Raw genomic sequence first — 21,701 nt, 5'->3', positions numbered from 1 at the left:
GTTGGTTGTTTTCACGCGAGTTATGAGAGGCACTTTGTAAAGAAAATTCAGCATTTAATTTCCTTCCAAACAGCGAACCTCCAATTATGCACACCGATATTCACACAGAAAAGAAACATTCATATCGTTTTTGTAAGTTAGTTGACTATCAGTTTGTTTTTTTTGTGTAAATTTGCCAATGTATGATAGAAATCAAAGATGCCACCATCACCATAGCAGGGAAGACGTTGCTCGAGGATTGTTCTTTTATTGCACATAAAGGACAGATAACAGCTATCTTGGGTTGTAACAGTGAGGCATTGACTGCCTTGGTACACGCCTTTTTGGGCTTTCTTCCTTTGAATAAGGGGTATGTATCCATCGACGGTGAAGAAATAATGCCACTCTCCGCACCCTTTTTCAGGCAGAAGATAGCGTACGTACCTGTAAATTTCGCCTTTGGAAACATGCAGGTATTCGAACTCCTACGCACGCTCATGGGTAATTCTCTGTCAGTGATGAAAGAGCAGAAGAAAGCGCTTTGGAAAGAATGGGAAGCTTTAGCCATTGAGAAAACTTGTTATGATGCCGTATGGGAGTCTCTCCCGACTGATGTTCAACAACGCATCGTACTATCGGTGGCAGGAATGTTAGACCGAAAAATAATTCTTATGAATCAGCCAACTTTGTATCAAACAGAGGAAAGTCAAATGGTTGTTACCTCATATATAAAAAGTTTGAGGTCAGAAGATAGCGTTGTATGTTTCACAACCATGGACGAGGAGGTGGCTCAAGTGGCTGATGTAATAGTAAAATTAACAATGTAAAGAAATGGAAATCACGTTCATGCAATATGTGTGGGGATTTTTGCTGTTGCTTATCCCATGTTATGTGTTGTACCTATATCATTCTACCTTACTCACAAAGACAGTGAGAGCCACCGTAGGGATGATGGGGCTACTCCTTGTCTTAGGATTTCTGCTGTATGAAGTAATGGCACTGAACCAGTGGGGCATAACCCTTTTGTTCGCTTTGCTCATGATGGCGATAGGTGCGATACTCACGGTGAGACGTGCTAAATTACCTATTCGGCAGTTGTTTGTACCCGTAATGGCTGGTACGCTCACAGGCGTCTTGGTAGTTGGGCTTTATGTTTTGTGGCTTGTTGTGGGTGTAAGAAATCCATTGGAAGTTCGTTTCCTTATTCCTGTTGTCGGTTTGTTAACGGGACATCTGATACAAGTGAACAGTCAGGCATTGCACATTTATTTCATGGGATTGCGTCATCACAGCCAGCTCTACCATTATCTATTAGGGAATGGCATGAAACATTCTCAGGCTCTTGGCTATTTGTTTCGACGCACCATAGAGCGAGCAGCGCTTCCTAACATCTCCACTATGGGGCGGATGTTAATAGGCGTGTCTCCTATTATTTTGTGGAGTATGATGTTAGCAGGCGCAGGCGTCTTTACTGCCTTGGCTGTACAGTTGGTGTTGCTGGTAGCCATGTTCAGTGCTTCGATGATTTCTGTCATTGTCACGATGGTGGTATCACGCAGATATTTGTTGGATGATTATCATCAATTGAAGGGCGATAAGCCACATCAACAAGCAGAATGAACTGTTTTGTTTAAAGATGCGTGTAGTTTTTGTGATAGTTCCTTGTCTATGACTGTCCTACGTTATCAATCATTGTCTCTTCGTAGAGAATTGGTTCAAAGAAAAAAATAGAGCCAAAAAGACATTGATAAAATTACAAAAGAGATAAATGACAGAATAGAAAATAAAGTTAAACAATGCCTTGGGAGTTGCATAATTGAGCTAAAAGCAGTATCTTTGCAGCATCTAATCGAATAATAGCGTGAAGATAAAAGAAGTGGTGAGTGCCCTTGAACGATTCGCGCCTTTGCCCTTGCAAGCAGATTATGATAACGCTGGGTTGCAAGTTGGATTGACAGAGGCGGAACTATCAGGGGCTTTATTGTGTTTAGACGTGACCGAACCGATTGTTGATGAAGCAATTAGGCTTGGCTGTAATTTAATTGTAGCACACCATCCGTTGATATTCAGAAAACTGTCGTGCATCTCCAACCAAAACTATGTGCAGCGTACTGTCATGAAGGCAATACAGAACCACATCACAATAGTGGCGATGCATACCAATATGGATAGTGCTAAGGGTGGCGTAAACTATAAAATAGCCGAGAAGTTGGGGTTGCAAAATTTGTCTTTTATAGGCAAAGAGCAAATTGTTGACGGTGTTACAGGAGGTGAGGGGATTGTTGGAACCTTTGCTGAAGGACTGGCAGCCGATGATTTCATCTCCCTACTGAAACGTGTCTTTGAGGTCGAATGTGTACAAGCCAACCAACTGTTGCGTCGCCCCATCAAGCGTGTTGCGCTTTGTGGAGGCTCTGGTGCGTTTTTGTTGAGTGATGCTCTACAAGCAGGAGCTGATGCGTTTGTAACAGGCGAAATGAGTTATCACGACTTTTTTGACATGGAACAGCGCATTCAATTAGCGGTAATTGGTCATTATCAAAGTGAACAGTTCACGAGTGAGATTTTTAAGGAGATTATTCAAAAAGAGTTTCCAGAAGCACATTGCTGTATATCCAGTATCAACACGAATCCCATTATCTATTTCTAAGCCCAAAACGTCATTGGGGGAAAAGAAATGTAGTGGTATATTTTGAATTACATAGTATCAATTATTCAATAACAACAATAAAACATGGCAAAAAAAGATCCTACAGATTTATCGGTAGAAGAGAAGTTGAAAACTCTCTATGAATTGCAAACAACCCTCTCGTCTATTGATGAGAAGCGTGCTTTGCGTGGTGAGTTGCCTTTAGAAGTCCAAGACTTAGAGGACGAGACAGAAGGTTTGACTACTCGTATGGAAAAAATTCAGACTGAAATAGATGAATTTAAGAAGGCTATATCTCAAAAAAAGGCTGATATTGCCAATGCGGAATCAAGTGTAGAGCGCTACAAAAAACAACTTGATGAGGTGAAGAATAACCGTGAGTACGACACACTGACCAAGGAAATAGAGTTTCAGAGTCTTGAAATAGAACTCTGTAACAAGAAAATTAAGGAAGCACTCATAAAGATAGAGGAAAAAGAAGCTGACTTAAAAGAAGCCGAAGCACTGCTTAGTGATAGAAAGGTTGCGCTGAAAGAGAAGAAAGGCGAGCTGGATGAAATCATGCAAGAAACTCGTGATGAGGAAGAGGAACTGAAGGAAAAAGCCAAAGGTTTAGAAGTGACGATAGAGCCTCGTTTGCTTTCCAGCTTTAAGCGTATTCGTAAAAATGCACGCAACGGATTGGGAATTGTCTATGTACAGCGAGATGCTTGTGGTGGCTGCTTTAATAAAATACCACCTCAGCGGCAGTTGGATATCAAGATGCACAAGAAAGTGATTGTGTGTGAGTACTGTGGCCGTATTATGATTGACCCCGAATTGGCTGGTGTTGAGGTAGAAAAAACAGCGGTTGAAGAAAAGCCGAAGCGTAAGCGCACCGTTCGCAAAACTGCAAAGAAAGACGAGGAAGATAAATAGCTTGCTTCAAACCGGCATGATGAAAAAGGGTGACGTCCCTTGAACATCCGGCGGAAATATATAAAATAAGCCAAAGTAAGGTAGCAGTCTTACTTTGGCTTATTTTGGTTACGCTCGCCATTGATTATGAATGGGGAAGTATTGGTTGTGAACAACATGCAAGTTGAGCAATCGTCTATAAAAGTCGCCCACACACAATAATGTGTGTGGGCGTCATCGCAATTATATGTGCGGTATGCTGTTGAACATCGTACCGCTATAGATGCCTAATGCTTAGTTCGCTCCATACCCAGAACTTGCCTCCGAAACTTTGGTTGCAAATAAAGCGAATCACCTTGATGGGTTGCTCCGTCTTTAGCTCTGGCGAGACAAATGTACCGGCACCTCCTGTTGGTAAGCCATCGTTGAGCGTAAAGTTGCGCAGCAGGGTGAGATGCGAGTCGTCTGGGCCTACCAACACGTCAAAGTCTTTCAGGGCGGCATTACCATTGTTTTGTCGGTTCGTGTAATTGAACTGGAAATAGTTGGTACTCTCTGGTAGGTTAACCTGTAACCAATGTTTCCCACTAATAGAGACACTCCATGCTGAATGGAAGTAGGTCGAGACGTTGTCGTCCAGCAGGTTTGCCAGTGAGCCCTCAGACGGTTCTATGGCATTAGAAGAAAGCATGTCTGCCTTGAGTGGGAATTTCGGTCCCAGAATATTCACGCAGACTGCATCCTTCGGATAGGCAAACGATTTTCCCTCGATACCACTTACTTTCAGTCCTATTTTGTTGTTGACAATGGTTTCCAGCTTTTTAACCTTGATGGTCAACTTGCCATTTTTTCCTTTTTCAAAGACAACTTTTCCCTCATTGTCCAGTTCGAAGTTCTCCTTTGGCACGGTTGTTGTTGCAGGGTCTACTTCAACTTTGATCGTAAAGTCCCACAAGTTGTCCACTTGCATGGCCATGGGTAGTTCTATGGTTCCACCCCCGGATTCCATTTCGGTAGTAAAAGTATTCCCAGTGAGATTTTTGAATGAAACTGTTGGGTCAATTACTGCTTTTGGTTTTAGAATAATCATGTTAGCAGAAGCCAGAATAGAGTCGGTAGCGCTCTTGGCAATCAGTGGAATGACATAGCCCTCTGTGCCATCTTTTACGTATTTTTCTACGATGTTTGGATTCACTGCCAGCTCAGCTTTCTTCCATCGGTCGGCTGAAGTAAAGTCAAGTTCTGCATTGTTCAGGGTATAACACTCTGCCGGAAGAATCTTGTAGTCCTGTCCACTGATTTTCTTGTATTCTGCAAACTCGTTCTCATTCATCACGCTCACGGTTGCTTTTGCCGCAACGTTTGGTGTATATCCGCCTTTCATTGCGGTGATGGTATAGATGGTATTCTCGCCTGTGCGATAAAGATCCAAGGACTGCTCGCCTGCGTTTTGCAGTGAGATAATCTTATTGTACTTCTCTGGCACGATGTTGTCATAGCTTTCACATGATCCAAATAAAAGCATCATGCCACAAAGTCCTGCTAAAATTATTTTTTTCATATTTTTATTTATTATATATTATATAATCATTAATATCCAGGTGCTTGAACCATCTGTGGGTTTTTATAGACCTCATTATAGAATACCGGGTTGAGATACATTCTGTTGCTCCAGACAAACGGATGCTTGGGCTTGGTGGGAACATTGAATTCCTCGAACGTCGGCTTGGTTACCTCGGCATTGAGTCCCAAGCGTTTGCCTGCCGAGAAGTATTTCTCACCTTCACACCACCGTCTGACGTCAAAGAATCGTTGTCCTTCGTTCCACAACTCTATGAACCGCTCGTTGCGAACCCAGTCAGTGATGGTCATGTCGGCAGTAACATCTGCTTTAGTTAGATCAGGAATGCCTGCACGCTCACGGATAGGGTTGAGGTATTTGAGAGCGTTGTCTACATCGTCCAACGCCGCATAACATTCGGCAATGTTGAGATATAGCTCCGCCAGTCTGAAGAGGATGGTAGGAGCCGATGTTCCACCATTTACAGAACCTGCGTTGCCGTATTCGTATTTGGGGTCAACATATTTTTGTGTGAGATATCCCGTCACGCTGTTGTCTCGATTGAATTGAGTACTAAAGCCTTGTTCTTCTGGGTTACGCATCTGCAGTTTTAGCGGTTGTCCTGCACGGAACACAGACCCATAGTCACCACCGTCGAAAGCCATCCATGCATAAAAGCGTGGTTCGCGATTGGCGTTGAGCTTGATGATATCTTTTCGTCCTGCGATGTTTGCAGAGGTAAACCATTCTGCTTGCGGTGAAAAATGATTATCTTTCCCTGGCAGTTTTCCATCCTTGGTGTAGAAGTGTTCAATGGTGTAGAGCGTTGGAGAGACGCCACTCCAGCCATTTTGCCAGTTGCCGTTGTTCAGTTTGATGATATGGTGTGGCATGCGGCTGGCTATGTCAAATCCCATCTTCCATGAGGCCCAGATGTATTCTTTGTTGCCTTCGCTCTCTCGGGTAGAAACAGCATAACGCATCAACATCACGCGTTTAAGAAAGTCTTCTTGCTTGGCTTTGTCTTCCTCAGTAGGGTAGTCTCCGTCACTGATACCCGGGGCATAGGGCAGCTTCAGATCGTTGCGCTTGTAAAAGTCTAAGTCATCGTAGAGTTTGCGGTCGCCCTCGCCTGTAGCCAGCCTGAATGCCTCGAGGTTGGCTTGTAGAGCACGTTCCCACTTGCCCTTGTCGTAGGTGGTACTCACCAGTTTCTTCCCATAGCCCGGTGTTTCAAAGTTCTTGTTCTCCCATGTTGGGAATGGGAATTTTCCGTTCCACAGGGGTGATGCGGCATAGAGCAGCATACGGGCTTTCACTGCCTTGCACATGGTTGACGTGGCGCGTCCCCATTCCTCGCTCTTGGTACGCACGGCAGGAAGACCCTCGGCGGCCTCGTCCAACATCTTGGCAATCCAGTCCACGCAATAGTCAAAGTGGAACCTTCCGTTATACTGCTCGGTAGGTGTGTCCATTGCTATATAGCTGTCGGTGATGGGGATGGGTCCATATCGGCGAAGTGTGGCAAAGTGATAATAGGCAATGAGGAACTTGCTTTCGGCTAACCATTCCTTTTTCTCTGCCTCGGAAACAAAGTTTCCTTTCATCTTTTCCAGTTCTTTTTGGAACAACAGGCACTGGCCGATATACTGGTAGGTGGTTCCCCACAACCAATTTTGGTTAGTGGCTGATGCCGTGTTGCAGGCATAATCGTCCCACATTCCGTCTCCCGACCATGAGTAAGGTAATGTGTATTCGTCAGTGGACGATGCTACCTCGCCCAAATAATTACAAGGGTTGTCTACGCCTATCCCACCATAGCAGCTAAAAAGAAACCCCATGGCACGGTCGTGGCTCTTTGTGGCGTCAGATAAGGAAGCCTGCTCTGGAGGAACCACGTCGAGAAAGTCACATGAGGTTGTCAACGTTGCCGCTGAAAACAGCAGGGCCATGCTCACAATCTTGCTCACAATCTTGGAATCTGATAGTATTTTCATTTTAGATAGGTTTGTCATAATGATATTTATTATAATAAGGTAAGACATGAATTAGATGTGTAGCTGAAGACCTACATTGACGGTTTTCTGCATCGGATAGGCGTTCCACCCACTCAGTTCGGGATCCCATAGTTTGAATGACGAGAAGGTGAGCAGGTTGACACCGCTGATGTATACGCGACCATACTTGAAGCTCCACCCCAATTCAACATTCTTTAGGCGCATGAACGAGCCGTCTCGCAGCCAGTAAGTGCTGGGTTTTGTGTTGTTGGCAATGTCAGTTGTCTTCAGTCCAAGGCGCGGATAGGCGGCATCCCAGTTTTGTTTCTCTTCTGACCAATAGTCGTCAGCGATGTATTGTATAACGTTTCTGTTACCTACACCAATACCTTCCTGGAACGGATCCATACCATTAGTCATAATCTTGCGCAGGGCTGAACCTGTGAAGAAGATGCCGAAATCGAATTTCTTGTACTCAAAGGTTCCGCCAAATCCATACTGCAGGCGTGGTGTTCCGTTGTATTGTGAAATCATCATTTGGTCGTCATCGGTGATTTTACCGTCACCGTTGATGTCACGGTACTTGATGTCACCCACGCGAACCACCGAGCCAAGGTTCTGTTTCGGGCTGTTGTCTATTTCCTCTTGGCTTCTAAACAGTCCTTCTGCCACATAGCCCATGATGTTGCCATAGGGCTTGTTGATGGCAGTTTTCCAAACAGTGGGATAGACAGGCTCATCCATGTAGATTACCTTGTTTTGGTTGTATGTAAGGTTGGCCTGTGCCGAGGCTGAGAAGTCTTTGTTGAACCTGCGGCTGTACCGTAGGCTCACCTCAAATCCCTCATTGTTCATTTTGCCAATGTTGCTCCATGGCTTTGCCTCATGGTATGCCAGTGACTGTGGCCATGCCTCACGGTGCATGAAGATATCGTAACGCTTGTCGAGAAAGTAATCGAACGTCAGTTCCAGACCGTCGAACAAATGCAGATCCAGACCAAGGTCTAACTTCTTCACTTTTTCCCATCCCAGGCCTCTCATTGCATAGTAAGTCAGCATGGGACCGCCGCCCTGAATCTCGCCGTCTTGTCCAAATTGCCATTTTAGTTTTGCCAGATCGTTGTCGGCTATTTTGTCGATAAACAGGTAGTAGCTGCCCGATGGCTTAGCCAAGTCGTCGCTGCCGACAATACCATACGAACCACGCAGCTTGAGGTGTGTGACTATCTTTTTGAGAGGTTTGAAGAATGTCTCGTTGCTCATCACCCAACCTGCCGATACTGCGGGGAAGAATCCAAAGCGATCTTCTTTGGACAGTCGCTCGGTACCGTTGTAACCTGCGTTGAACTCAAGCAGATAGCGCGTATCATAATCGTAGGTAAGGCGTGCGGAGAGACCTTGGTTGCGGTTGGGCAGCACAGCGTTTCGATACTCGCGCTGTCGGTACAGTGCCATGGCTCCTATGGTGTGCTTGCCAAAACGGCGGTTCCAGTTCAGATTGGCTTGCATCTCTATGGTCTGATCACTTGCCTTGCTGATATCCGACTGTGAGATAAAGTTGGTTCCATCTGTATTCAACAGTTCCAGCTCGTAGGGAGATTCGGGATTCTCTGCGTTAAAGCTACCTGCCTTGATGCGGTAATTATGTCCTATGATGGACCGATTGTAACTTGAACTTGACCAGTTTTTGAAATTTACCCAAGCATTGAAATTCAATCCTCGAGTGATAAAACTTAAATCTTGGTCTATCTTGATGACGGTGTTGAGAATGTTTTCGTTCTGTTCCTTGAATGTGGTCATCATGCGCTCATAGGGGTTGGTGTACATCACGTTGCCGGTGATATAATTGTTTCCGTACAGTATGTGGTCGTACATCGGATTATCAGGAATTGCAGGATAGGTAGGTGGGAACAAAATGGAGGTAGTAGTGAGGATGAGATTGAACAAATCTTTGCTGGCAACGTTTGGACTTTTGCGGTTGCGTATCTGCGCATTCATGTTCATCTGGATGGTGGTGGTGGGCGTGAGTTTATACGACAGGTTGTTTTGGAACGTATAATTCACGATGTTGATGTTGTTGTCCCACGAATAGGCTTTTTTGGTATTGATTAATCCAGCATCATGAGACACGTTCAGGCTCATGTAGTATTTCATCTTAGAACCGCCACCGCTCACGTTTACATTCACCGCCTGGCGCATGCTCATGTTCTTGAACATTACGTCCTTCCAGTTCACGTCAGGGTAAACCAGTGGGTTGTAGCCCGTGCGTGTACGCTCAATCTCTTGTGCCGAATATCGTTCCGCCTGTCCACTTCCGCGTGCTGCCTCGTTGTACATCTCCATATACCTGGCACCATCGACAAACTTGGGAAACTGGTCAATGTAGTTGAACGAGTTCTCTACCCTCATGTTGAGCTTGGTCTTTGAGTTATAATCGCCTCCCTTGGTGGTTACAATCATCACGCCATTGGCACCCCGTGCGCCATAGATGGCTGTTGCCGAAGCGTCTTTCAGGATGGAGAAGCTCTCTATGTTCTCGGCTGGCACATAGTTCAGATCGGCTGCCGATACCTCCACATCGTCCAGCAGAATGAGTGGAGTGGTGCGGCCACCAAAGGTTCCGATGCCACGGATGTAAAACTCGGCGCCTGCTCCTGGCTCTCCAGTGTTTTGGCGTGCCACCACACCGGCAATCCTACCGGCAAAGGCTGTCGACAAACTACTGGAAGGAACGGCTAACTGACTGCCTTTAATGCTGGTGATGGCACCTGTTACGCTCACTTTTTTCTGCGTACCAGCACCTACTACCACCACCTCGTCGAGTAGGTCGTCCATATTCTCAAGCTTGACGCTTATTTCTCCCGATTCGGGTACAGTTATTTCTACTGTCTTTTTCCCAATGTAGGAAATAACCAGCTTGGGATTCTTGCCTACGGTCTTGATGGTGAACTTTCCATCTACATCGGTGATCGTTCCGATGGACGTGCCACTTAACACGATACTCGCACCAATGACAGGCTGATTGTCTGCCGCATCGATTACGGTGCCTCGCACCGTGCGTACCTGTTGAGTAGCTTGCAGACGCTGAGTTGCCATGGCTGTTTGTGGCACGGACATTGATAGCGCCAGAGCCATTAAAGAAAACTTCAGAAAGGTTGCTCTCATGTCGATATTAAATTTTAGGCGGATCCTATAAATTAGCCTTGTTAAGGTTTAACAGGGCGTAACCCTTCATTAATTGAATGTCATGGGGTGGTAATTTATAAAACCCACCCTGATTTTAACGATGACAAAGATAATGAACTTAGATGACGCAATCTTACCCCCCCCCTCAAAAATTAACATGAATTATAAAATATTCACTAAAAATAAATAAACGCAGTAGGTTTTATCGCTCCTGTTTCTACCGCTTCTGCCCTTACCATGTCAGGTCACGAAGCTGCTGCGGATGCCGTTGATGTGCTAAGGGGATGTTTGGCTATATGCCGCGGGCTTTGTAGATGAGGTCTTTTGCATTGTTAATTTCTTGAAATTTCTTTTGCGCAGCCTTGCGAACATCGTCCCCTAAAGTAGACACCTTGTCGGGATGATGCTTCAGAGCCATTTGTCGATACGCATTCTTTACCTCCTCGTTGGACGCAGAAGGAGAAACACCCAACACGCGGTAAGCAGCTTCCAGACTGGAAGAACTGTCTTTGAGGTTGAGCATTGAGTCTACATCGGTGGCAGAAAGTTCCAAATTGATGGCAACTTCCTTGAGCACATTGATTTCTTCGGTCACAACATGCCCGTCCACTTGTGCCATGATGACCAAGAAATTGAGCAGTTGTAGACGCTCTGGGTAAGCCATTTGGCTACGTATTTCGAAGCATGCCTGTTGGATAGTGGATTGGAATCGTTGCCACCCCATTTGCTTTTGTTGTTCAAAAAGTTTCAGAATAATTTCCTCTCCTTGCTTTACAGCGATAGCTCCAAAGTTTTGACGTAGGAAGTTTCGTAGCAATTCCATTTCCGAGTGCATCACCTTTCCGTCAGCCCGAATGATATAGGAGGCGAGTGCTAAAAACGAAAAGAGGAAAGAATTGCGTTGGCGTTCTGCTTGCACGCGCTGCCATTGGCTACCTCGTTGGTTGGCGTGAGACTGTGTTTGTCCATGCTCACGATTTTGATAAGGTTCGTTAACGGCATCTATTTCATTGTCAAAAAGCCATCCTAAAGCGAACCCTGCCAAAGCTCCGAGAGCACCACCTTGTAAAAATCCAAATAGTCCGCCAATCCATTTTCCTGCTGCCATATATCTATTGTATAATGTGTTTTTAGTTTTGTCTTCATAGCTGAATGTATTTCATTCAGCTATATGAGTTAGTAGCCCTTCTTGAAGCGTTTCTTAGAAAGCACAAATTCGTTATTGGTGATCTCTTCCACGTCAAGCGATTGATAGGAAATGTGATTGTTTTTTTGTCCAACTTCACACAAGAATCCTATTCGTCCGTCCTTTTGAGCTATCATAGTGGAATAAGATGAAGGTCCATGATGAACCAACATCCCTCTTTTCCAATGGGATGCAAACTCGAGAGCTGATAGGTGTTTCTTTCCAATTTCTTTGTAAAAGATACCCACATTCGTGCGTTGTGGTCCAAAAGGTACTGATTGAAGAGCTAAATATGTTTCCTGACCATCTGATTTACGTACGACTGGTAAAACCAATATTTCCCCGTTGCATTGGTTCTTGATATGAGCCATATCGGGTGTCGTTTGTCGGCTGTCCCAATGACCTTCTCCTTTTTTGATATTGGTAAAGGTAAAGATGTTGAACATTCTGCCTTCTGCGCGTGAGCTTAGAATAAGACTACCATCGGGAAGCTCTTCACATTTCACTTCATCACCATCTTTGCAGGGAGATTCGTCGATATTACCAAGAACTTTCCACTGATGTCCAAAGTCATCGCTATAAACGATGAAATTGCCCGAGAGCGTGCAAAGACCTGAGTACAAGCGATAATATTTGCCTACTTTGACGTATCTGCTTTGATGGATTCTGCCTGAGGTAAAGAACAAAGATTGAATTGGACCTTGCTTGCGACCATCAAATAGTCGATAAATCTGCTCTGTAATCTCGTGTCCTTTGTCCCAAGTCTTTCCATTGTCATTACTGCGAAACACTGCCACTCTGTTAGGATTATCACGCTTGCCCTGAAAGTAAACCGTTTTGCCTGCTACGCAAACAGCCAATACCTCGCTGTTGGTGCGGTTGGCTACCAAACCACAATCGCCAAAAGCGTAATCCCACTGAATGCGATTTTCATTGCCGTGTCCGTCGGCAAGTTTGGAAATAGGTGACCAAGTATTGCCATTATCTTTACTGATGCGGTACACTAAGTCTACTGCACCATAACCAATATCAGAACCACAATAGCGGAAATCAGAAACAGCAATCAAGTTTCCATTTCTGCATTGTGCAATGGCAGGAATGCGATATGGGATTTTATTGACTGAATCAGTTTCAAATAGCAATTGTTGGTGATGCAGGTTGTTTGAGGCTTGCACAACAAGACCAGTTGAAAGTAACCATAAAAAAGATATCAATCTAAAAATTTTCATAAGTATTGGTGTTTTTTGTTATATAATAAAATCATGTATTGAGTTGTCTATAAGAGTTTTACTTCTTGTTTACAAATGTACGTAAAAAAAAAGCTGAGCATCTGTGATTATTATTAAAGATCTTGATAGTTAGGGATGCTATCCAAATACATATAATTTTTATCTTCATAATTCATCTTGCAGCAATAGCTTTCAATACCATTGCTAACAATTAAATAATCGACATGAAGTAAGAAATTATAGGTTGAGATTTGGTCAAAAACTTTCTGTGTAATGGGGATATGGGGCGCTTTATATTCAATAATCATTCTGGGTTTTAATGTAAGATCGTATAAGATGCTGTCAACGCGCAAGGTCTTATCAGATATCTTTAACGAAATCTCATTTGCTAAAAGCGACATTGGATAATTTTTGTGTTCGATGAGATAATGAATAAAATGCTGCCTAACCCATTCCTCTGGAGTGAGTGCTACATATCTTCTTCGAAGAATATCAAAAATAGTGGGCTTGTCCTTTGTACCCCCTAATTTTATTTGGTATTGGGGTAGGTTTAATCGAAACATTTTAGTAATTTTGCATTCAAATACAAAGTTAATAAAAAAGAAGAAGGTAAAAGAGATTAGTAAGAACTTTGTGAACATTTTTCAGGTGATTACTTGAGACGTTTTCAAAAATAAATTCTGCTGAACTTGTATCTCTTTTTCATTCTTTTATGAATGACATGCCAAAAGCTGGAGTCACATACGAGTCAATAATGCGAGAATTAAAAGCTCGTCATTTTTCACCTATATATATATTAATGGGTGATGAGTCATATTATATTGATAAAATTGCGAACTACATTGCTGAGCATGTTCTACAACCAGAACAGAGAGATTTTAATCAAAATATTATATTTGGAGCAGATGTCAACGCTGCACAAATTATAGATCTTTCAAAAGGTTACCCCATGATGGCTGATTATCGTGTAGTCATTGTGAAAGAGGCACAGAATTTAAAAGATACGGAGCTGATTGCTAAATATCTCGAAAATCCTGTTCGTTCTACTATCTTGGTGCTATGTCATAAAAATGGTACTATTGATAGTCGTAAGCGACTTATAAAAAAAGCAGATGCCTTAGGAATCGTTTTTGAAAGTAAAAAGATGCGTGAGAGTGATCTCCCCAACTTTATACTCTCTTATCTAAAGAATAAAAATATTGCTATTGACTTTAAGTCGAGTGTTATGATAGCAGATCATGTGGGCGCTGACTTAAATCGTCTCATTTCTGTTTTAGAAAAAGTTCTTATATCTCTTCCTGAAAATGTTCGAGAGATTGATCCTACTTTAATTGAAAAGCAAATAGGAGTGAGCAAAGATTTTAATGCTTTTGAATTGAGAGCTGCTTTGATAAATCGTGATATTTTTAAGGCAAATCAAATTATCAAATATTTTGACAATAATCCAAAGGCAGGATCTATCTATTCCTTTCTTCCTTTACTTTTTAATTATTTCCAAAATCTGATGATTGCTTATTATGCTCCGTCTAAAACAGATAATGCCGTGGCTCAATATTTAGAGTTGAGAGGGGGATGGGCTGCTCGTGATTATATGAGTGGAATGAGAAATTACTCAGGTAAGAAAACCATGCAGATTATTTCTAAGTTTAGAGAGATTGATGCCAAATCTAAGGGTATCAACAACCCAAATACGTCAACGGGAGACCTGATGAAAGAGCTTATTTTCTTCATTTTGCACTGATAAACATACTTTTTTCGTTACTTTTTCTCTATAATCAAACTTTTCTTTTTCGCTATTTTTGCCCTTAAAGCCCGATGTAATAAGACTTTAAGTGTTTTTAGTATGCTCAAAATTCGCAAATTTAAGAGCAACTTAAGGGATGGTCCAGAATATGAGAGTTATGAGAAAATAAGCACTAATTTTATGCTCACGATTTCTTATTAACGTTTATTATAGTTTTCGTTTCTGTATTTTTGTATTCTAAATTATAAAAACGTATATTTTATTTTATCGTTTTGTTGATTTATGTTTCTATATTCTAAATAAAAAGTAGTTTATTGTATAAATTCGAATATGTAAATATATAGATTTAGTTTCATATATTCATAATTATACGTACAATACAATTACACATTTTACTATGACAACCAATAACTTACATGTATTATATCAAGCCTTTTACGGTGAATAGGTACATAAATTGATAAAATACATTAGAAACTCTGTAAGAAACAATGAAAAGTAACACGTAAGTGAAATGTAATCAGTTATTAGCATTTTTACGCTATACAAAGTTATATTGCGAAAAGAGCGGTTTATGTTTATAAATTAAAACTTCAAATACTAGCGGGGCTTTTTGATTTACAAACACAAACAATTTATATTTATATAAATGAATTTGTTGTTTGAAAATAATTTACGAAAATGAATTATATGTCCAATTTAATGTTTACCTTTGTAAAATCAACGAAAATTAGTGAATTAACCTCTAAAAGCAAGCTTATGGACGAAATGAAGGATAGAATTAGGCAATTAATGTTGGCTCAGCACATGAATCAACAAAGTTTTGCTGAGGTGTTAGATATATCCCCTGCCTCATTAAGTAGTATTTTTAATGATCGAACCAAACCAACACTTAATCATATTGATGCCATTAAAAGTAAATTTCCTTCTATAAATTTGGATTGGTTGATGTATGGAAAAGGTTCAATGTTTCTAGATGGCGATTCTCATGATGAGCTAAAGAACTCAAATGTCACTACTCAATTACAACCAACTTTAGATTTTGATGACACTTCTTCTATAGATACCCACCCTTCTACGAGACAAGTTGCATCAGTACCTCCTATGAGTACAAATCCTGCTTCTTCATCTCAACAAATAAATTTGAATTTTCTTGACAAAAAAGAACGAAAGATTACTGAAATCAGAATATTTTATGATGACCAAACTTGGGAGACTTTTGTACCTAAAAAGTAAAGTGTGCAATTTTTTTTCTCAACTGTTATGCTTCCTTATTTAATGGTTCTTACGTTGCAATCTCTTCATTGACGGGGGCATTATTTTAGTTTCTTCGTTTGCCAAACCTCGTAAATTATGTTACCTTTGTATCGATTTAAGAAGTGCAGCACTTAAGGTTTGAAAGGCGTAACGAATGAATACTTCTTTTAGTGCCAATCTGCTTTGAAACTTTGGTGATGCTTGTACACATATTTATATATACAAATAAAGCTTTATTTGATGAAGAAAATTTGTGAGGACTTGCTTGTTCATTCTCTCGAGCAATTAAGTAGCAGACATTGGTTAATGCGCCTACGGTCATCTTCGCAGCTTCCAGAGATGGTGCCAGGGCAGTTTGTACAGGTAAAAGTGGACCATTCCCCCTCTACCTATTTGCGGCGTCCCATTTCAATCAATATGGTAGATTACGAAAAGAATGAGCTATTGCTGCTAATTGCGGCGGTTGGTGAGGGAACTCGACAGTTAGTGCGCTTACAACCCGGTGAACGAGTTAACTGCTTGTACCCATTGGGCAATGGCTTTACCATGCCTTCCAGTCCCAAAGAAAACTGTCTGTTAATTGGTGGCGGTGTTGGTACTGCTCCTCTTCTCTTCTTAGGTAGGCGAATAGCTGAAATGGGAGCGCAGCCAACCTTCCTCTTAGGGGCAAGAACATCAAGCGAACTCCTCGAGAAAGACATGTTTAGAAAGTATGGCGAGTTGTATCTCACTACCGAAGATGGCTCGGAAGGCGAGTCTGGCTTCGTTACTGGACACTCTATTCTTCGTCAAAAACGTTTTGACCGTATTGCGACTTGTGGTCCCAAGCCCATGATGCTCTCTGTTGCTCGTTATGCCAAAAGAGAAAATATAACGTGTGAAGTATCCCTTGAAAATGATATGGCTTGTGGATTAGGTGCCTGTCTATGCTGTGTGGAGAACACTACAGAAGGGCATATTTGTGTGTGTAAAAAAGGTCCTGTGTTAAATATAAAGAAGTTGTTATGGCCACTCTAAATGTAAAAATAAATGATATTGACTTCAAAAATCCTATTCTTACCGCTTCGGGTACATTCGGATATGGATTAGAGTATGCTGATCTGGTGCCTTTAGAACAGCTTGGTGGCATCATTGTGAAAGGTACAACGCTTCATCATCGGGAGGGAAATCCCTACCCACGAATGGCAGAGACACCTTTTGGCATGTTGAATTGTGTGGGGCTTCAGAATAAGGGAGTGGATTATTTTTGCCGTGAAATCTATCCAAAGATAAAGGACATTGATACCCACATGTTGGTCAATGTGAGTGGAAACACACCCGATGATTATGCTGCCTGTGCTGCTCGCATTGACGAGTTGGATAAGATTCCTGCCATCGAGCTGAACATTTCCTGTCCCAATGTAAAGGCTGGAGGAATGGCTTTTGGTGTGACATGTGCTGGTGCCGCCAGTGTTGTAAAGGCTGTTCGACAGGCTTACCACAAGACACTCATTGTTAAGTTGTCGCCCAATGTTACCAATATTGCGGATATTGCAATGGCTTGTGAGGCTGAAGGAGCCGATAGCGTTTCCTTAATCAATACCCTCATGGGTATGGCGATTGATATTGAGCGTCGCAAACCAGTTCTTAGTATTGCGACAGGAGGACTTAGCGGTCCTGCTGTGAAGCCAGTAGCTTTGCGAATGGTATGGCAAGTGGCAAAAGCAGTCAAGATTCCTGTCATTGGACTGGGAGGTATTTCATCAGCAGAAGATGCCATTGCATTTATGATGGCGGGCGCAACAGCCATACAGATAGGCACAGCTAATTTTGTTGATCCCACCATAACCCTTCAGGTCCGTGATGGTATTAACCAATGGCTGGAGCAGCATGGTTGTGCTTCTGTAACCGAAATTATTGGCGCATTGGACGATTGACCCAGCTTAATGTTGCACATCTCGTTAATCTGCTGAATCCACATAGGCTCTAAAAAACATTTTCTATGAAAATACATGATACATTGATCACCATAGTCTTTGCTTCTTTTTTATGCTCATGTGAGAGTGTAAAAAGTTTAGAAGGTCTTGTAACAGATAGTAATAATGTTCCTTTAGATAGTGTTTTAATTTCAGACGATCTGATGAATTTTCGTATGCGTACAGATTCGTTAGGAAGATTTAGGTATATGATAATGCTACCTACAACAAGCCGAGGTATAGACACAAAATTTAGTTTTTCCAAAAAAGGATTTATAGATCATAGTCAGACAATTAAAGTCGATCGTTCTACGAAAGTTATTGTTGTTATGGATAAAGACACAACTGAATAAACTGATGGTACAACAATCATGGGTTGGCATTATTGAGCAGACCCTAATTAGTCATACCATCGTTCATTTGTTTGTATTGCGGATTTTCACAGATTTTACATGTCAAATACGAATATCATATAAGTACATTCTACAGCCGCTTATTACAATCCTGCAAAATACGTCTTCAATGCCTCCACATATTTCATCATGGCATTACGCCCCGTGTCTGTCATCTTGCAGATAGTTCGGGGTTTTACGCCCGAGCCATCTGTAGTTTTTGATATATAGCCTGCTGTGACCAGTTTATCCAACTGTACACTAAGGTTGCCTGCCGTCGATTCTGTCTTTTCTTTGATATAGTTGAAGTCTGCTTTCTCTACATTCAGCAGAATCGACATTACTGCAAGACGCAACTGGCTATGGAGTAATGGATCCAACTCTTTCATTATTGTTGCTTTTTTGCTTTGAAGTTAAGGATATGTCCGGGGATGACAAGGGTAATGACAAAGGACAGGACCATTAGTCCCATCTGCATAATACTTATAACTTGTTCACCAGAAGCAAAGTTGCGAAGCCATCCAGTGCCAATCACTACACCAAGAAGTCCGCATATCTGTATCGACTTCTCCTTAAGTATTACGCCAGTGGTGTATGTGCCTATACCCGGCAACAACATACCCAACAAAAACATTCCGTTCCAACTCCTTACTTCTCCGAAATGTAAAAGGCAATCAAGGGCGTAGACTGCAAACACTGCACTAATAATAGCCCACACCTTATTTATAGTGTTGCTTGCATAAGTGCTTGCCACATGACTCTTGCGCTTTGCCATGTAGGTCTTTATACTTGAGACTGCGAATCCTGCTATCGGTATGGCCAAGTAAAGCCAACCACATTTTGGGTCGTCGGTTGCGCGCAGCATGACAATTACTGCCAACGATATTGCAGCACTAAGGTAGCCCCATATAAGGAAACTGTCACCATTACCTACAGATAAATCCTTCTTTGTCTGATTTATCATTCGCGTGATAAGCTCAAGGCTCTCTTGCTCCGAAATCTTCTTCTCTTCCATTTTCGTTACGTTATTGCGACACACTTATTGCATATATCTAGCGCAATGTGTCTGGTTAAACATTTAGTTTATTTTATAAACCATCTTTGGAAAAAGAGAAGCAAGGAGGTCGACTCTCACTTGCTTTAGCTAGCATTATTCTCTTCGAACACTGATGATTACAGTTGCAAATTTAGATAAGTTTATTTTATAAACCAAATGATTTGCAATAAAATATTCGACATTTAACTTTTGTTTACAACCGGCTGTGCTTTTGCTATTTGCTCGGCAATGCTTAGTGCCATTTCCGTTTCTCCTGGCAGATAGAACATGGCTTTGCGTCTTTGCAGCTCTTCATAGAGCTGCAAGGCTTTCTTTTCGTCTTTATTATGCAATCAATACTCCGTTAATTCTAATGTAATCGTTTGAAAATGAGAGAATTAATTAACGTTGTATACCTAATAAAATCTGGTTAAGTAGCTGATTGTCAGTATACTTTGTAGTGTACTAAGCTTAAAGTAATATGACATCAGAACCAATCAACCAATATACGGAAATCTGCAAGAATGCCATTAAAAGCTCATCTGCAAAATTAGGCAAAACTTTCGAGAGTCTACTCTTGGCAAAACTTTTATCGTTCACGGTGATACAAAGAAAAATAAATGTCACTCAGATGGAATGTTACGGAACCCATTGCGAGCAGGTCTACAGAACGAATTTCAACCTCAGCCGGGCTTAGTGCATCAATTAGGTTCAGTACAACCTGTCACTTTCCCAGCTTTATCTCAAATTTTAATGAACTATTGTCCGCATGTATCATTTTTTTTGTAAGTTTGCAATATCGACAGAATTAAATCTGAAGTTATGAATAAAATAAAGATTTTGTTGTTCTCGCTTGTTACAACGCTTCTTGTAGCCTGTGGAACTACGCGTACTGTGCCTATCACAGGGCGTCATCAAAGTTTGATGGTGTCTGATGAGCAGGTACTTAGTTTAAGTAATCAGGAGTATCGTAAGTTTATTGCGTCTGCAAAACTCTCTTCAAATGCCAACCAGACAGCAATGGTGAAGCGTGTTGGCCATAAGTTAGCGAATGCGGTAGAAACCTTTTTCCGTACAAATGGCTTGTCCAATGAGTTGAGCCATTATAGTTGGGAGTTCAATTTAGTGGCTGACAAGCAAGTCAATGCCTTTTGTATGCCCGGTGGAAAGATTGTCGTATATGAAGGCTTGTTGCCCTATACTCAAAACGAGGCGGCTCTTGCCGTGGTGCTTGGTCACGAGATAGCACATGCTGTTGCGCGCCACAGTGCAGAGCAGATGAGTGTACAAATTCGTAACAATGTGGGCGTTCAGGTGTTAGGTGGTGCTTTAGGAGCAATGGGAGTAGGTTCTACCACCACGCAATTGGCTCAAATAGTAGCACAACAGGGCTTGCAATTCAGAAGCTTGAAATATTCTCGTGCGCATGAAATGGAAGCCGACAAGATGGGAATTATCTTTGCAGCTATGGCGGGTTATGATCCTCGTGAAGCCATTCCATTTTGGAAACGGATGTCTTCAGGACAGCAAGCACATAGTGACATGTTCAGTTCGCACCCCTCTGACAGTAAGCGTATTGCAGCTTTAGAGCGTGAGATGCCTACAGCCTTGACTTATTATCATGGTCATGGCAAGACCGCTGCACCTGTCTTAAAAAAAAGTACAAAACAAAGATTTAAATCACAGTCTAACTCGAACGTGAAGTCTGTTTCTGTTTCCGACTTGTATAAGAATGCTCAATAATACGCATCTATATTTCATGGATTCGCAAGGTGGCGAGTCTTGAATCAACGTTCCATGCGTAACCGTTATATTTAACTATGGTAGACTTCATCATCTGCCATAGTTTTTTAGTTTCATGAACCTTTCACACATTTCTAATTATTTACCCACAGTCAACTCAAAAAGTGCACTTTTTGTCATGTTATTTCAAAATTTAAGCGTTCTCTTTTAGAAAAGATACAGCCAACGAATAGCACTTCCCCCGAAGTTTTAGCGATTTTTTGTAAGAAAGATATCGTAAAAAATGGAAAAATTTCTTGCACTGTCCAATCAAAATAATTATCTTTGTCAAGAGAGCAATCATTTCCTCATGTTGGAAGTTTTTACTTACTCAAGGTATGACTTATCTCTTCAATTTTTATAGTATTTCAAATCCTTAAACCAATGTTTGAATATTTGTCGCAACATTTATGGCTGGTCTGGATTATCATTACCATGCTGTGCTTGATTATCGAACTGGGATCGGGCGATTTCTTTGTCACTTGTTTTGCTTTGGGGGCTCTTGTCGCCATGATTAGCGCACTGGTTGACTTGCCGATATGGCTTCAGGTCATTATTTTTGCTGTCGGTTCTGTTCTCAGCATCGTTTTCATTCGTCCTCCATTGTTACATGCTTTACATGCTTCGGGTGAGACTCGAGTCAGCAATGCCGAGGCACTCATTGGCAGGAAGGGGACAGTTGTCGAGACTATCCATGCCAATGGCAGCGGATATGTCCAAATAGACGGTGATGTGTGGAAAGCCGTCAGCAGTGATTTGTCACAAATTGAACCAGGAGAACGTGTCCGTGTCATCAAGATGGATAGCATCATTGTTACAGTGGAACCTTGCCTGTAAAAATCGTACAATA

The 21,701-nt window shown here is 41.9% G+C and carries 20 protein-coding genes; 11 read left to right on the top strand and 9 right to left on the bottom strand.

The annotated features are described in order from the left end of the window. The first annotated feature begins 182 nt into the window (after positions 1 to 182). From HMPREF9304_RS03130 to HMPREF9304_RS03115, 4 genes are all read left to right on the top strand, one after another. Positions 183 to 806: an ATP-binding cassette domain-containing protein gene (locus tag HMPREF9304_RS03130; protein WP_036926349.1), complete on the top strand. Its 624-nt coding sequence runs from the start codon at positions 183 to 185 to the stop codon at positions 804 to 806. 4 nt (positions 807 to 810) lie between these two features. Then, the gene (locus tag HMPREF9304_RS03125) at positions 811 to 1,599 is read left to right on the top strand and encodes an ABC transporter permease (protein WP_036926347.1); all 789 of its coding nucleotides are present in this window, start codon (positions 811 to 813) and stop codon (positions 1,597 to 1,599) included. Positions 1,600 to 1,840: 241 nt separating this feature from the next. After that, on the top strand, positions 1,841 to 2,629 hold the full coding sequence (locus HMPREF9304_RS03120; RefSeq protein WP_036926345.1) for a Nif3-like dinuclear metal center hexameric protein: 789 nt from the start codon (positions 1,841 to 1,843) through the stop codon (positions 2,627 to 2,629). Between the two features lie 84 nt (positions 2,630 to 2,713). Next, complete coding sequence (locus tag HMPREF9304_RS03115; protein WP_036926342.1) at positions 2,714 to 3,547, top strand: zinc ribbon domain-containing protein; 834 nt, start codon at positions 2,714 to 2,716, stop codon at positions 3,545 to 3,547. A 256-nt stretch (positions 3,548 to 3,803) separates the two neighbouring features. On the opposite strand, the gene HMPREF9304_RS03110 is transcribed toward HMPREF9304_RS03115, so the two are convergent. The 6 genes from HMPREF9304_RS03110 to HMPREF9304_RS03085 form a co-directional block, all read right to left on the bottom strand. Continuing rightward, positions 3,804 to 5,087, bottom strand: coding sequence for a BT_3987 domain-containing protein (locus HMPREF9304_RS03110; RefSeq protein WP_036926340.1), 1,284 nt, complete (start codon positions 5,085 to 5,087; stop codon positions 3,804 to 3,806). Between the two features lie 29 nt (positions 5,088 to 5,116). After that, positions 5,117 to 7,084, bottom strand: a complete 1,968-nt coding sequence (locus HMPREF9304_RS03105; RefSeq protein ID WP_036926338.1) for a RagB/SusD family nutrient uptake outer membrane protein — start codon at positions 7,082 to 7,084, stop codon at positions 5,117 to 5,119. A 51-nt stretch (positions 7,085 to 7,135) separates the two neighbouring features. Further along, positions 7,136 to 10,249, bottom strand: a complete 3,114-nt coding sequence (locus HMPREF9304_RS03100; protein WP_036926335.1) for a SusC/RagA family TonB-linked outer membrane protein — start codon at positions 10,247 to 10,249, stop codon at positions 7,136 to 7,138. 313 nt (positions 10,250 to 10,562) lie between these two features. After that, the gene (locus HMPREF9304_RS03095; protein ID WP_036926332.1) at positions 10,563 to 11,378 is read right to left on the bottom strand and encodes a DnaJ domain-containing protein; all 816 of its coding nucleotides are present in this window, start codon (positions 11,376 to 11,378) and stop codon (positions 10,563 to 10,565) included. Positions 11,379 to 11,446: 68 nt separating this feature from the next. Beyond that, positions 11,447 to 12,685, bottom strand: coding sequence for a sialidase family protein (locus HMPREF9304_RS03090; protein WP_052045869.1), 1,239 nt, complete (start codon positions 12,683 to 12,685; stop codon positions 11,447 to 11,449). A gap of 113 nt (positions 12,686 to 12,798) precedes the next feature. Continuing rightward, the gene (locus HMPREF9304_RS03085) at positions 12,799 to 13,248 is read right to left on the bottom strand and encodes a type I restriction enzyme HsdR N-terminal domain-containing protein (RefSeq protein WP_036926356.1); all 450 of its coding nucleotides are present in this window, start codon (positions 13,246 to 13,248) and stop codon (positions 12,799 to 12,801) included. 149 nt (positions 13,249 to 13,397) lie between these two features. Between HMPREF9304_RS03085 and holA the strand changes: the two genes are divergently transcribed. The 5 genes from holA to HMPREF9304_RS03060 all read left to right on the top strand — a co-directional run bounded on the left by holA (position 13,398) and on the right by HMPREF9304_RS03060 (position 17,994). Continuing rightward, entirely contained in the window at positions 13,398 to 14,426 is a 1,029-nt protein-coding gene (holA, locus tag HMPREF9304_RS03080) for a DNA polymerase III subunit delta (protein WP_036926330.1), read from the top strand. 771 nt (positions 14,427 to 15,197) lie between these two features. Further along, the gene (locus HMPREF9304_RS03075) at positions 15,198 to 15,665 is read left to right on the top strand and encodes a helix-turn-helix domain-containing protein (protein WP_036926355.1); all 468 of its coding nucleotides are present in this window, start codon (positions 15,198 to 15,200) and stop codon (positions 15,663 to 15,665) included. A gap of 261 nt (positions 15,666 to 15,926) precedes the next feature. Beyond that, entirely contained in the window at positions 15,927 to 16,703 is a 777-nt protein-coding gene (locus HMPREF9304_RS03070) for a dihydroorotate dehydrogenase electron transfer subunit (protein WP_036926329.1), read from the top strand. Then, positions 16,691 to 17,602, top strand: a complete 912-nt coding sequence (locus tag HMPREF9304_RS03065) for a dihydroorotate dehydrogenase (RefSeq protein ID WP_008123102.1) — start codon at positions 16,691 to 16,693, stop codon at positions 17,600 to 17,602. The genes HMPREF9304_RS03070 and HMPREF9304_RS03065 overlap by 13 nt, the downstream gene beginning before the upstream one ends. 65 nt (positions 17,603 to 17,667) lie before the next feature. Then, the gene (locus tag HMPREF9304_RS03060; protein WP_036926326.1) at positions 17,668 to 17,994 is read left to right on the top strand and encodes a hypothetical protein; all 327 of its coding nucleotides are present in this window, start codon (positions 17,668 to 17,670) and stop codon (positions 17,992 to 17,994) included. Between the two features lie 143 nt (positions 17,995 to 18,137). On the opposite strand, the gene HMPREF9304_RS03055 is transcribed toward HMPREF9304_RS03060, so the two are convergent. The 3 genes from HMPREF9304_RS03055 to HMPREF9304_RS14330 form a co-directional block, all read right to left on the bottom strand. Then, positions 18,138 to 18,425: a winged helix-turn-helix domain-containing protein gene (locus HMPREF9304_RS03055; protein ID WP_036926323.1), complete on the bottom strand. Its 288-nt coding sequence runs from the start codon at positions 18,423 to 18,425 to the stop codon at positions 18,138 to 18,140. After that, positions 18,422 to 19,048 (bottom strand): hypothetical protein, encoded by a 627-nt coding sequence (locus HMPREF9304_RS03050; protein WP_008123098.1) that lies wholly within the window; start codon positions 19,046 to 19,048, stop codon positions 18,422 to 18,424. Before HMPREF9304_RS03050 ends, HMPREF9304_RS03055 begins: the two co-directional genes overlap by 4 nt. Positions 19,049 to 19,272: 224 nt before the next feature. Continuing rightward, on the bottom strand, positions 19,273 to 19,422 hold the full coding sequence (locus HMPREF9304_RS14330) for a hypothetical protein (protein WP_156104750.1): 150 nt from the start codon (positions 19,420 to 19,422) through the stop codon (positions 19,273 to 19,275). 469 nt (positions 19,423 to 19,891) lie between these two features. On the opposite strand from HMPREF9304_RS14330, the gene HMPREF9304_RS03040 reads away from it, so the two are divergent. Beyond that, complete coding sequence (locus HMPREF9304_RS03040; protein ID WP_036926319.1) at positions 19,892 to 20,812, top strand: M48 family metallopeptidase; 921 nt, start codon at positions 19,892 to 19,894, stop codon at positions 20,810 to 20,812. Positions 20,813 to 21,235: 423 nt separating this feature from the next. Further along, the gene (locus tag HMPREF9304_RS03035; protein WP_036926317.1) at positions 21,236 to 21,688 is read left to right on the top strand and encodes an NfeD family protein; all 453 of its coding nucleotides are present in this window, start codon (positions 21,236 to 21,238) and stop codon (positions 21,686 to 21,688) included. Positions 21,689 to 21,701 lie beyond the last annotated feature (13 nt).

The organism is Hoylesella timonensis S9-PR14 (genome assembly GCF_000762405.1).
GTDB classification, from domain to species: domain Bacteria; phylum Bacteroidota; class Bacteroidia; order Bacteroidales; family Bacteroidaceae; genus Prevotella; species Prevotella timonensis_A.
The sequence above is the reverse complement of the archived record's forward strand: the minus strand, read 5'-3'. Positions and strand labels throughout refer to the sequence as shown.

What these genes read in the sequence shown, in the direction of transcription:
- HMPREF9304_RS03130 (WP_036926349.1), top strand. Translation starts at nt 183, where the DNA reads ATGATAGAAATCAAAGATGCCACCATCACCATAGCAGGGAAGACGTTG.
- HMPREF9304_RS03125 (WP_036926347.1), top strand. Translation starts at nt 811, where the DNA reads ATGGAAATCACGTTCATGCAATATGTGTGGGGATTTTTGCTGTTGCTT.
- HMPREF9304_RS03115 (WP_036926342.1), top strand. Translation starts at nt 2,714, where the DNA reads ATGGCAAAAAAAGATCCTACAGATTTATCGGTAGAAGAGAAGTTGAAA.
- HMPREF9304_RS03110 (WP_036926340.1), bottom strand. Translation starts at nt 5,087, where the DNA reads ATGAAAAAAATAATTTTAGCAGGACTTTGTGGCATGATGCTTTTATTT.
- HMPREF9304_RS03105 (WP_036926338.1), bottom strand. Translation starts at nt 7,084, where the DNA reads ATGAAAATACTATCAGATTCCAAGATTGTGAGCAAGATTGTGAGCATG.
- HMPREF9304_RS03100 (WP_036926335.1), bottom strand. Translation starts at nt 10,249, where the DNA reads ATGAGAGCAACCTTTCTGAAGTTTTCTTTAATGGCTCTGGCGCTATCA.
- HMPREF9304_RS03095 (WP_036926332.1), bottom strand. Translation starts at nt 11,378, where the DNA reads ATGGCAGCAGGAAAATGGATTGGCGGACTATTTGGATTTTTACAAGGT.
- HMPREF9304_RS03090 (WP_052045869.1), bottom strand. Translation starts at nt 12,685, where the DNA reads ATGAAAATTTTTAGATTGATATCTTTTTTATGGTTACTTTCAACTGGT.
- HMPREF9304_RS03085 (WP_036926356.1), bottom strand. Translation starts at nt 13,248, where the DNA reads ATGTTTCGATTAAACCTACCCCAATACCAAATAAAATTAGGGGGTACA.
- holA (WP_036926330.1), top strand. Translation starts at nt 13,398, where the DNA reads ATGAATGACATGCCAAAAGCTGGAGTCACATACGAGTCAATAATGCGA.
- HMPREF9304_RS03075 (WP_036926355.1), top strand. Translation starts at nt 15,198, where the DNA reads ATGAAGGATAGAATTAGGCAATTAATGTTGGCTCAGCACATGAATCAA.
- HMPREF9304_RS03070 (WP_036926329.1), top strand. Translation starts at nt 15,927, where the DNA reads ATGAAGAAAATTTGTGAGGACTTGCTTGTTCATTCTCTCGAGCAATTA.
- HMPREF9304_RS03065 (WP_008123102.1), top strand. Translation starts at nt 16,691, where the DNA reads ATGGCCACTCTAAATGTAAAAATAAATGATATTGACTTCAAAAATCCT.
- HMPREF9304_RS03060 (WP_036926326.1), top strand. Translation starts at nt 17,668, where the DNA reads ATGAAAATACATGATACATTGATCACCATAGTCTTTGCTTCTTTTTTA.
- HMPREF9304_RS03050 (WP_008123098.1), bottom strand. Translation starts at nt 19,048, where the DNA reads ATGGAAGAGAAGAAGATTTCGGAGCAAGAGAGCCTTGAGCTTATCACG.
- HMPREF9304_RS03040 (WP_036926319.1), top strand. Translation starts at nt 19,892, where the DNA reads ATGAATAAAATAAAGATTTTGTTGTTCTCGCTTGTTACAACGCTTCTT.
- HMPREF9304_RS03035 (WP_036926317.1), top strand. Translation starts at nt 21,236, where the DNA reads ATGTTTGAATATTTGTCGCAACATTTATGGCTGGTCTGGATTATCATT.